8 protein-coding genes are annotated in these 10,610 nt (G+C 71.2%); 3 read left to right on the forward strand and 5 right to left on the reverse strand.

The features are described from left to right. The 4 genes from VF697_RS10910 to VF697_RS10925 all read right to left on the reverse strand — a co-directional run. Positions 1–2,264, reverse strand: a 2,264-nt coding sequence (locus tag VF697_RS10910) for a DUF5916 domain-containing protein (protein WP_331094008.1), incomplete at its 3' end; no start/stop codon positions are given. Between the two features lie 24 nt (positions 2,265–2,288). Continuing rightward, a complete protein-coding gene (locus VF697_RS10915) occupies positions 2,289–3,080 on the reverse strand; it encodes a hypothetical protein (RefSeq protein WP_331094010.1) in 792 nt (263 codons plus the stop codon). Between the two features lie 27 nt (positions 3,081–3,107). Beyond that, positions 3,108–5,069, reverse strand: a complete 1,962-nt coding sequence (locus VF697_RS10920) for a M56 family metallopeptidase (RefSeq protein ID WP_331094012.1) — start codon at positions 5,067–5,069, stop codon at positions 3,108–3,110. Then, complete coding sequence (locus VF697_RS10925) at positions 5,066–5,461, reverse strand: BlaI/MecI/CopY family transcriptional regulator (RefSeq protein ID WP_331094014.1); 396 nt, start codon at positions 5,459–5,461, stop codon at positions 5,066–5,068. The genes VF697_RS10920 and VF697_RS10925 overlap by 4 nt, the downstream gene beginning before the upstream one ends. A gap of 227 nt (positions 5,462–5,688) precedes the next feature. On the opposite strand from VF697_RS10925, the gene VF697_RS10930 reads away from it, so the two are divergent. From VF697_RS10930 to VF697_RS10940, 3 genes are all read left to right on the forward strand, one after another. Further along, positions 5,689–6,060, forward strand: a complete 372-nt coding sequence (locus VF697_RS10930; RefSeq protein ID WP_331094016.1) for a hypothetical protein — start codon at positions 5,689–5,691, stop codon at positions 6,058–6,060. A gap of 214 nt (positions 6,061–6,274) precedes the next feature. After that, on the forward strand, positions 6,275–8,374 hold the full coding sequence (locus VF697_RS10935) for a catalase (protein ID WP_331094018.1): 2,100 nt from the start codon (positions 6,275–6,277) through the stop codon (positions 8,372–8,374). A gap of 37 nt (positions 8,375–8,411) precedes the next feature. Then, entirely contained in the window at positions 8,412–9,149 is a 738-nt protein-coding gene (locus VF697_RS10940; protein WP_331094020.1) for a hypothetical protein, read from the forward strand. Between the two features lie 180 nt (positions 9,150–9,329). On the opposite strand, the gene VF697_RS10945 is transcribed toward VF697_RS10940, so the two are convergent. Next, complete coding sequence (locus VF697_RS10945) at positions 9,330–10,424, reverse strand: hypothetical protein (RefSeq protein WP_331094022.1); 1,095 nt, start codon at positions 10,422–10,424, stop codon at positions 9,330–9,332. Positions 10,425–10,610: the final 186 nt, after the last annotated feature.

Genomic DNA, 10,610 nt, shown 5'->3' on the forward strand with positions numbered 1-10,610 from the left:
GCGCCATACGCGGTGAAGAGCTGCGCGTAGCCCTGCAGCGTCAGCCTCGGCGTCACCACCCACTGCTGCCGCAGCGTCAGCGACAGCGTGTCCGACAGCAGGGGGCTGAGCAGGAAGCGGTTGTCGTCCAGGGCGTCGATGAAGCGCGGTCCCGTGGGGGTGCGGTCCAGGAAGAACTCCAGCCGCGTCTCCAGCGCCGGGTGCGGCCGCGCCGTTCCATAGAGGTTCGCCTGCCAGCCCCAGCTCGGTGCCACCGGCCCCATCCCGAAGTGGTTCGCCACCGCCAGGTAGCCGCCCGCGGCCACCCGCCGGTTCTCGTTGGTGTCCGCGATGAGCACCAGGAAGGCCGAGTTCGGGTTCTGCAGCGGCACGCCCGAGCCATTCAGCTGGCGCACGTCCCAGCCGCCCACGTCCGCGCCCACCTCCAGCGCGACGCTGTCGAAGCTCGGCAGCTGCGCCGTCGTGTTGAAGTTGATCCAGCTGCCCCGGTTGAGGCCCCGGCCGTCCGTCGTCCACTGCGAGCCCACGGTGAAGTTGGCGAAGTAGGCCTTGAGCGGCCCCATCCCGTTGGGGCGCTGGTAGCGCAGCGACAGGCGCGGCGCGTGCTCGTTCTGCGTGCGCTGGAAGCCGATGGCGTTGAGGTCCAGCGTGGGCGTGGAGAAGGCGTCCGCCACGTCCCAGCGGAAGCCCTCGCCGCCGAACTTCCCCGCGCGCAGGTAGCCGCCGAAGCCCGTGGCGCCCCGGCGCAGCACGGTGCCGTCGCGCAGCGTGCGCTCGGGCAGCCCGCCCACCGTCTGCGAGCCGTCGAGCTGCCCCATCAGCCCGTACTGCCCGTCCGCCGTCTTCAGGTCGAAGTCCACCGCCGCGGCGTTGCCCGCCCGCGCCAGGCACGGCACCGGTCGCAGCTCCTCGTCGAGCGCCGCGTCCTCCTCCGAGCAGCGGCCGGTGAGGGGCGTGGCCATCGTCACCATGCCCCCCACGCGCGAGCTCCCGCCCACCTTCCCGCGCACCACCGCCGCCAGGTAGTTCATGGGCACCGCCGGGTCCGTGGGCAGCGCGTTGTTGGGGCCCACGTGCAGCGGACGCGTCAGGTGCAGGCCCACGTTCCGGTCCGGCCGCTCCTCGTCCACGTTCCGCTGCCACGGCCCGGTGACGACCGCGTCCAGCAGGCCCACCTCCACGCCCTCCGTCACCGTGCCCGTGAGCTTCACTGCCCCGAGGATGGGCGTCTCCAGGCCGATGCGCCGCGAGTAGAAGAGCGTCTGCGGCCCGCCCTGTCCGCCCACCGGGTTGAACAGCTCCATGCCCTGGGTGAAGAAGGGGCGCTTCTCCGGGAAGAAGGCCTCGAAGGTGGACAGGTTGAGGATGAGCTGGTCCGCCTCCACCTGGCCGAAGTCCGGGTTGAGCGTGCCCGTCAGCGCGAGGTTGCTGCTCAGGGCCGCCTTGAAATCCAGGCCCACGTCCAGCGACGGGTCCATCAGCCGAGGCGCGGGCCTCGCCGCGTCCGAGAACTGGGGCCGGGCCACCGTGCGCGCCGCGAGGTAGGGCACCAGCTCCACCGCCCGCTGCGGCCGCAGGTTCTCCAGGCCCGTGAGGTGGCCCAGCCGCGACACCACCGCGTTGCTGGTGCGCGGGTTGTCCACCGTCTCCAGCTCCTCGTTCCTGCGGGCGATGTCCCGGCGCACCGAGAAGCCCCACGTCTGCACCGGCGCCTCGGGGAAGCGCAGCAGGGACAGGGGAATGGCGAACTCGGCCACCCAGCCGCCCTCGATGCGGCCCGCCGCCGCGTCCCACACCCCGTCCCAGTCCGCGCTGTACTGCTGGTCGTCGTAGTAGAGGCCGTCCGACTGCACCCCGCCCGCGTTCACCGTGAAGGAGTAGCCCGTGCGGTGGTCATGCGTCGTGTCCAGCAGCACCCGCACCCGGTCCGAGTACACGTCACTGTCGCGGCGCCCCAGGTTGCGGTTGATGAGCGCCGGCTGCGAGTCGTGGCTGGTGACGGCGACGTAGACGTTGCGGTCGTCATAGAGGACGCGCAGCTCGGTACGCTCGCTGGGGGCCTTGCCCGCGTCCGGGAAACGCTGCACGAAGCCGTCGAAGACGGGGGCGCGGGCCCACGTGTCCTCGTCCAGCTTGCCGTCCACCACCACCGGGCCGCTCGCCCTCGCCGCGCGGAGGAACTGGGTACGACCGGGACCCTCGACCGCCGCGACCGACACCCCCGCCCACAGCAGTCCCGCCGTCAGTACCCAGTCGCGCAGCATGTGAAGATCCCCTCGCGGCCCTACCTACTTCTTGTCCTGCTTCTTATTCCCGGACAGGGAACGAACATACTTCGAGTCGATTGCGTGGATGCGCATCTCCACGAGCTGCTCGAACGTGACGTCCGGGTAGCCGGCTTCCCGCATCTCCCGGACGTACTCCGGGGTGACGCGGTGGATTCGCATGGCCATCAAATTTTCCAGGGAGAGCTCGCCGAGCCCCAGGCCCCGGGCCTCGCGGACGAACTTCGCCGTGACGCCGTGGATGCGCGTGGCCATCAGGTCGTCCAGGTCGAGGTTGCGCAGGCCCACCTCGGCGAGCTCGCGGATGTGCTCGGGCGTCACCTGGAAGATGGCCACCTGGAGCAGCTCGTCGTGGGGAATCTTCGTGTAGCCGAGCTCCGCCAGGGCCTTCACCCGCGCCGGCCCCAGGTCGAAGAGCGCGAACTGGAACTGCTCCTCCGGGGAAACCTTCGTGTAGCCGAGCTTCGCCATCTCCTGGAGCCAGGCGGCATTGGGCTCGAACTGGTAGTGACCCGCGCCCTCACCGGCGGCGAAGCGGCCCTGGAAGTTCACGGTGCCCGCCTCGCGGACGAGCTGGAACTTCGTGTCCGCGCCGTCCGTGGGGTTCAGCCCCTGGAAGGCCGAGCGCGGGAGGCCGAGGCCCAGCTGCCCATGCTCCTTGAACTGGAAGTGGAGCTGGAGGCGCTCCTCCTGGACCTTGCCAGTCCACGTGCTGGAGAGCGGCGCGGCCAGCGCGGAGACGGCACACAGCAGCACGGCGGCGAAGAGGGGAGACAGCAGGCGCTGGATTCTCATGGTTTGGCTCCTTCGAGGGACCGCGGGTTACTTCTTGCGCAGCTCGCGGATGAAGTCCGCGTCCACGCCACTGCCGCGCAGGCGGATCAGCTCCTCCACCGAGAGCTTGTCCAGGCCCTGGTCGCGCAGCTTGCGGATGAAGTCCGCGTCCACGCCCAGGGCGCGCAGCTGCACCACGTCCTCCGCGGGGAGCTTGTCCAGGCCCGCCTCGCGCAGGGAGCGCAGGTACTCGGGGGAGACGCCGAGCGCCTTGAACTGCTGCAGGTCGTCCGCCGAGAGCTTGTCGTAGCCGGCCGCCTTCATCGCCTGGACGTACGCTCCACTCACGCCGACGGCGCGCAGGCCGACGAGCTCGTCGAAGGGCAGCTTGTCGTAGCCGGCGGACTTCAGCTCGGCGATGAAGCGCTCGTCCACGCCGACGGCCGCGGCCTGCGTGAGGTCGTCCGCCGAGAGCTTGCCGTAGCCGGCCGCCTCGAGCGCCTGCACCCGCTCGGGCGTCACGCCCACGTGCTTCATCTCCATCAGCTCCTCGGCGGTGGGCTTGCGGCCGAGCGCGCCCGTCATCTCCTTCACGTACTCGGGCGTCATGTCCGCGTGGCCGAAGCGCACCAGGTTGCCCACTGTGGGCTCGTAGCCGAGCGACTCCAGCTGCTTCACCCGCTCGGGGGTGACGCCGGCCACCTTGAGCGCGACGAGCTGGTCCACCGAGAGCTTCTGGGTGGTGTCCACGCGGGTGGTGTCCTCGTCCTCGTCGTAGTCCGAGTCCCTGTCCCGCTGTCCGGCGAGCACGGGCTTCGGATTGGGCACCGGGCCGGGAGTGGGCACCGGGGCCACGACCGGCGCCTGGGCGATGACCGGTGCCGGGACGCTCGGGGCGGGAGGGCTCGGGGGCGCGGGAGGCAGGGGCGCCTGGGCCACCGCCGCGGGAGGCGCGGGCAGGACGAGGGCCGCCAGGGGCGCCGCCACCGCCATGCCGCTCATCAGGGTGAGGACCGAGGCCCCCGCCACCCACCGCGAGGAGCAGCGGGCCGCGGGCGCCCCCACCAACCGGCGCACGCGCACCGTGAGCGAGCCACCCAGGGCGGACATGGCCGGGCTCGCCTCGCCGAGCGGCATCACGCGCAGGGCCTCCAGCGCGGTGAGGGCCCGGGCGTACGAGACCGCGCTGCCGCTGGTGCCCACCGCGATGTCATCGCAGCAGTGCTCGCGCTCGACGCGGATGACGCGCGACATCCACCACACGGCCGGGTGGTAGAAGAGGAGCGTCTCCACGAGCGTCTGCACCAGGTTCACCGCGAAGTCATGACGGCGGATGTGGGCCAGCTCGTGCGCCAGCACCATCTCGAGCTGCCGCGCCGACAGCCCGGTGAGCGCGGAGACGGGCAGCAGCACCACGGGCCGCAGCCAGCCCACCGCCGCGGGCACGTCCAGCGCCGCCGAGCGCAGCAGCCGCACCGGGCGCGTCATCCCCAGGCGCCGCGCCAGCGTCTCCAGCGTCTCCTGCCACTCGGCGGGAGCGGGGCCCGCCTCCTGGACGAGCCGGCGCAGCCGCAGCCACCCCGAGAGCAGCCGCAGCGAGGACACCGTCACGCCCAGCCCCCACGCGAGCACCAGCCAGGGCATGTGCTCGCCCAGCAGCGCCAGGGCCCGCTCCAACGGGGGCGTCGGCTCGGGAGCGCGCGGGGCGGCGAGGTGCCGGGCCCCCGGGTGCGCCAGCGTCGGGGCGGGAGTCGACGCCGCCTCGAGTGCCGTCACCGGGGAGGACTCCGGGAGGGGGGCCCTCTTCACGGAGGCGAAGTGACGCCAGCCGGTGAGGGCGGGCAGCACGAGCATCAGCGCGAGCGCGCCACAGGCCAGCAGATAGCGCGGGGCGGCCGACCGGCGGTCGAGCACGCGCAGGGCCACCGCCAGTGCCGCCGCCACGAGGGCGCCCTGCCACAGCAGGTGCAGCAACGCCCAGCCCAGGGACTGCAACACGGTCGCGCTCATGGCGTCTCCTCCCCCTCCAGGGTGTCCAGCAGCTTGCGCAGCTCGGCCAGCTCCTCGGCCGAGGCCTTCTTCGTCGACAGGGCCTGCATGGCCAGTTGCGCCGGCGAGCCTCCAAAGGCCCGGTCCAACAGGTCCGTCACGAGCTGCCGCTGCGTCTTCTGCTGCGTGGCGCTCGCCCGGTAGACGTGGGCGCGCTGGGACTCGTCGCGCTCCACGTGCCCTTTTTCGGTCATGATCTGCATCAGCTTGAGCACCGTGGTGTAGCCGGTGCCCGCGGCGTCCTTGTTGAGGACCTCGTGCACCTCGCGCACCGTGCTCGGGCCGCGCTCCCACAGCACCTGGAGGATGGCCAGCTCCGCGTCCGTCGGGCGCGGCGGCTTCGGTTCACTCATCGCTCTCCCTCCCGTCAGCTTCTCCCCCCAAGTATACGAAGGGGTTCGTAGATGTCAACGAAGGCCTTCGTAGATGGCGAGGGGAGCGGGTGGCTCGGCACCAGGTGGGCAGCGGATGGGACGACTGTCCGCCTGCTCGCACCCATCCCCCACCAGGAGGGGGACTACCAGCCCGTCGGGGCACTCCCCACCTTCCGGGGAGATCGACTGTGAAGCAGGAGGCCGCGATGGCGGACAAGCGCAAGGCAGGAACGGGGCAGTCGAAGCGCCCCACGGTGAGGCGGCCCAAGAAGACGGGCGGCACGGCGGGGCGCATCGCGGTGCGCCGGGACACGGCCGCGTACCGTCGGGCCGCGATGGACGAGCACTCCGTGCAGGTGCGGGATCAGATCGATGCGGCGCTCGCCGAGGGCCGGCGGATGCGCGAGGAGATCGAGCAGCGCATCGAGCAGCTCCTGCAGGAAGAGGATCCAGGCAATGCCAACGCCAGCATCATCACGAGGCTGACGGCCGCGGCGCGCCTGCACCCGGTGAAGCCCCTGAGCGTCGAGAGCCACAAGGGTGCCTCCGGCGCGAGCCGCTCCCGGTCCTCGAAGTAGGCGGCGCGAGCGCGCCGGGTGGGAGGCTCCGGGGATGACCCGGGGCCTCTGGCCATTGCTGGTGGACACCGCGTCTGTTCCTCCATGGACCAAACGCGAGGAGGTCCAGGGGCTTCCCGTCGTCCATCGCGCAGACGGAGGGCTCGAAGTACAGGGGGACCGTTCGCCAATACCCCCGCCGTGAGCATGTGGTGCGGCTCACGGAGGAAGTGCGTTGGCCAAGAACGACCCACAGAAGCTGAGCATCCACGAACGCAGCAAGGACGAGGCGCTCGCGCCGGAGCGCGCGGACCCCGCGGGCAGCCGGATGACGACGGACCAGGGCATTGGTGTCTCGCACACCGATGACTCCCTGCGCATCGGAGCCCGAGGGCCCACGCTGCTCGAGGACTTCCACTTCCGCGAGAAGATGACGCGCTTCGACCACGAGCGCATTCCCGAGCGCGTCGTCCACGCGCGGGGCTCGGCGGCGCACGGCTACTTCCAGCCCTACGAGTCCATGGCCGAGTACACCCGGGCCCGCTTCCTCCAGGACCCGTCGGTGAAGACGCCCGTCTTCGTGCGCTTCTCCACCGTGGTGGGCTCGCGCGGGTCGGCGGACACGGTGCGGGACGTGCGCGGCTTCGCGGTGAAGTTCTACACGGAGGAGGGCAACTTCGACCTGGTGGGCAACAACATCCCCGTCTTCTTCATCCAGGATGGCATCAAGTTCCCGGACGTGGTGCACGCGGCCAAGCCGCAGCCGCACCACGAGATGCCCCAGGGCGCCACCGCGCACGACAACTTCTGGGACTTCGTCTCGCTCGTCCCCGAGTCGGCGCACATGGTGATGTGGAGCATGTCCGACCGGACCCTGCCGCGCAGCTACCGGATGATGGAGGGCTTTGGCGTCCACACCTTCCGGCTGGTGAACGCGAAGGGCGTGTCGCGCTTCGTCAAGTTCCACTGGAAGCCGCTGCTGGGCACGCACGCGCTCGTGTGGGACGAGGCGCAGAAGCTCGCCGGCAAGGACCCGGACTTCCACCGCAGGGACCTCTGGGAGGCCATCGAGAACGGTGACTTCCCCGAGTACGAGCTGGGGGTGCAGATCATCGAGGAGGCGGACGCGGAGAAGCTCGGCATCGAGCTGTTGGATCCGACGAAGCTCGTCCCGGAGGAGCTGGTCCCGGTGCGCCGCATCGGGAAGCTCACGCTCAACCGCAACCCGACCAACTTCTTCGCCGAGACGGAGCAGGTGGCCTTCTGCGTCGCCAACCTCGTGCCGGGCATCGACGTCACGAATGATCCGCTGATGCAGGCGCGCCTCTTCTCCTACCTCGACACGCAGCTGTCGCGGCTGGGCGGGCCGAACTTCGCGGAGATTCCCATCAACCGCCCGCTCGTGCCGGTGCGCAACCACCAGCAGGACGGGTTCAAGCGGCACACCCTCAACGCCAGCCGGGTCAACTACCACCCGAACTCGCTCGGAGGGGGCTGCCCGATGCTCTCGGCCGGCAACCAGGGCGGGTTCGTGCACTACCCGGAGAAGGCGGGAGGCGAGAAGGCGCGCGTGCGGAGCGAGAGCTTCTCGGACCACTTCAGCCAGGCCGGTCTGTTCTTCCGCAGCCTCACGGCCCCCGAGCAGGAGCACCTCACCCAGGCCTTCCTCTTCGAGCTGGGCAAGGTGGAGACGAAGGAGATCCGCCAGCGCGTGGTGGAGCAGCTCCTCGCGAAGATCGACGAGGGGCTCGCGAAGACGGTGGCCGCGGGGCTCGGCCTGCCGGAGCCGAAGGTGGCCGTGGTGCAGGGGACCCTCGACAAGTCGCCGGCCCTGAGCATGGAGAACACGAAGAAGGACTCCATCAAGACGCGGCGCATCGCGGTGCTCGTCGCCGAGGGCGTGGATGTCGGCGAGCTCCAGACCGTGCGCAAGGCGCTGGAGAAGGCGGGGGCCCAGGTGAAGGTCATCGCGAAGTTCCTCGGCACGGTGAAGGGCGAGGGCGGCAAGTCCGTGGAGGTGGACAAGAGCGCGCCCACCACGGACTCGCTCGAGTACGACGCCGTCCTCATTCCGGGCGGGTCCGCGAGCGTGGCGGCGCTGAAGAAGGACGGGGACGCGCGGCACTTCGTCCAGGAGGCGTACCGCCACTGCAAGACCCTCGGGGCGACGAAGGAGGGCGTCGAGCTCCTCCGGGCCTGCGGGCTCGACGTCGCCGCGCCGGGCATCGTCACGAGCGAGGCGAGCGGGATGAGCAAGTTCCCCGAGGCGTTCATCGCGGCCATCGCGCAGCACCGGCACTGGAGCCGGGCCGACAAGGAGCAGGTCCCGGCCTGAGGCGACGGGCGGGGGAAGGCGCGCTAGGCTCCTCCCCATGGAGCGCCTTCGAGCCATCACCCCCGCCCCTTCCGAGGAGAGCACCCTCCCGGGACTGGACTCCCTGGAGTCCGGCCCGAGGGCGCTCCCGCTACGGGAGTGGGTGGAGACGGTGAGCGCTCCCGGGGTGACGCTCGGGGACGTGGAGGGGCTCCTGGCGGGCCTCTCGGGGCCGCTCGCGGAGGGGGAGTCCCCGCGCGAGCGAGCCGATCAATTGCTGCGCCTCCTGTCGGATGAGGCGCTCGGGGAGCTCTACGGCAAGGACGGGCAGCCGGTGCGCCCGGCGGCGTTGGAGGCGCTGCTGGCGCTCGGCTACCCCTATGCGCTCGAGGTGCCCCCGGAGGTGCTGGAGCGGATGCACCGGCTCCCGCCGCGGGCGCTGTCCCGCTCGTCACGCTGGGGCGTGGGGCTGGCCGCGGTGAGCGCCGTCGTGCCGGGCCTGGTGTTCGCGCTGGTCAGCACGCGCACCTGGACGCGCTACCTCGACGAGTTGGCGATCCTCACGGGGAGCCTGTTCCTGCCGGCGGTCCTCTCGGCGCTGGCGGAGCGCTACCGCCTCCGGTGGCTGAAGTCCCTCGCCAATGGGGCGCTCGGACTGATGGGGGGGCTCGCCCTCTTCTTCTTCTGGGTGCTGTGGAGTCAGCGTTCGCGGGAGTCCTATCCCTGCCTGGTGATGGGCGTCGCGATGCTGGCGAGCGCCGTCTGCCTCCGGCACCGTGATGAATTCGAGGATTGAGCAGGACCGGGGAGCCCGCCCCCCGCACGCCTGCCACGGCCCTCGAGACCTACCGGCCTCCCGGGCGCGCTCGTCACGAACCTGTCCACTAAGTGTACAGGTTGCGCCGAACCGAGCCCGGAGGGTCCCCCTGGTTTGGAGCTGTATTCGACACCCGGGAGCGCGTGTCCGGGAGGGTGCTCAGCCCGTCACCTTGGTGGACTCGGGCCGCGGGGCGGGAGCCGGTGCGTCCGAGTCCTCCTGGCCCAGCGAGGCCAGCTTGCGCGCGAGCTGCGCCGCCTGCGCGCCCTTCGCTCCCAGGTCACCGCCCTGGACGCCCACGAGCGACACCCGCGCCCGCTCCAGCAGCGCCACCTGCGCGTGCAGCTGCGCGAGCAGTCGCTCCCGCTTGCGGCCCAGCGCGTCCAGGTGGTTGAGCTCCTCGCCCAGCGACGAGGCCGCCAGCTCGAGCTGCCGCCGCGCCACCCCATCCGTCGTCGCGGCCGCCTTGGCGCGCAGCTCCTTCACCTGCGCGTCCACGTCTCCCTGCTCCACCGCCTCGAGCTGGGCCTCCAGCGCCGCGTGCGACTCGGCCAGGTTGAACACCTCGCGCGTCATCTTCTCCAGCACGCCCACCAGCTCCGTACGCCCGGGCCCCGCCTCCAGCTTCTCCGTCACCTTCCGGCACTGGCGGTACAGCGCCACCGCACGAGCCAGCAGTCCCTGGGCCTCGCCCGAGAGCTGCTTCTCCAGCAACGTGCCTCGCGCCTCCACCGCGTCCCCGTGCACCTGCACGTGAGCCGCCAGCATCCCCACGCCCCAGAAGAGCGCCACCGCCGCGAAGCCCAGCACCGCCCCCACCGCGCCCAGCCGTCCGTCGAACAGCCGCACGTCCATCACCTGCTTCACGAACAGGCCCAGCGGCACCAGCGCCCCCGCGCCCACCGCTCCGGCGAGCACCTGCAACGGCTTGGGCCGCCAGCTCGTCCCCAGCCAGCCCACCACGCCGGCCGCGAGCGTCCCCATGCAGGCCTCGGCCAGCGGCGTCGGCACGTTCAGCACGTCGGGAATGTTCAGCAGCACCGGCAGGCCCACCAGCATCCCCAGCCGCACCTTCCAGTCCACCCGGGCGCTGGCCAGCGCCGCCCCCGCCACCGCGAAGAAGCCCGTGTCCACGTGGACATGCAGCCGCGAGGCCGCTACCGCCAGGAGGCCCGCGGCCGCCCCACCGCCCAGCGCACGCAGCGTGCGCATCTCGAAGTCCTCGCGTTCCTGGAGCTGCACCGACAGGGCCATGGCGGGCCTTTCAATAGGAGTTGTTCTGGCCGAACGTCTTCAGCGACTTGCGATGAAGCTGTAACGCCTCACGCCGCACGGCGGTTTCATCCTGCGCGTTGAGATAGGCTGCCCGGGTCCGGTCCACGTCCGCAAGCTCCCCCGCCAGCGCCTCCGCCGAGGAGCCGAACAGCCGGCGTGCGTTGT

It is taken from the genome of Archangium sp. (assembly GCF_036388035.1).
Classification (GTDB): Bacteria; Myxococcota; Myxococcia; order Myxococcales; family Myxococcaceae; genus Archangium.

Coding starts and splice junctions, on each gene's coding strand:
- VF697_RS10915 (WP_331094010.1), bottom strand. CDS start 3,080: ATGAGAATCCAGCGCCTGCTGTCTCCCCTCTTCGCCGCCGTGCTGCTG.
- VF697_RS10940 (WP_331094020.1), top strand. CDS start 8,412: ATGGAGCGCCTTCGAGCCATCACCCCCGCCCCTTCCGAGGAGAGCACC.
- VF697_RS10930 (WP_331094016.1), top strand. CDS start 5,689: ATGGCGGACAAGCGCAAGGCAGGAACGGGGCAGTCGAAGCGCCCCACG.
- VF697_RS10920 (WP_331094012.1), bottom strand. CDS start 5,069: ATGAGCGCGACCGTGTTGCAGTCCCTGGGCTGGGCGTTGCTGCACCTG.
- VF697_RS10925 (WP_331094014.1), bottom strand. CDS start 5,461: ATGAGTGAACCGAAGCCGCCGCGCCCGACGGACGCGGAGCTGGCCATC.
- VF697_RS10945 (WP_331094022.1), bottom strand. CDS start 10,424: ATGGCCCTGTCGGTGCAGCTCCAGGAACGCGAGGACTTCGAGATGCGC.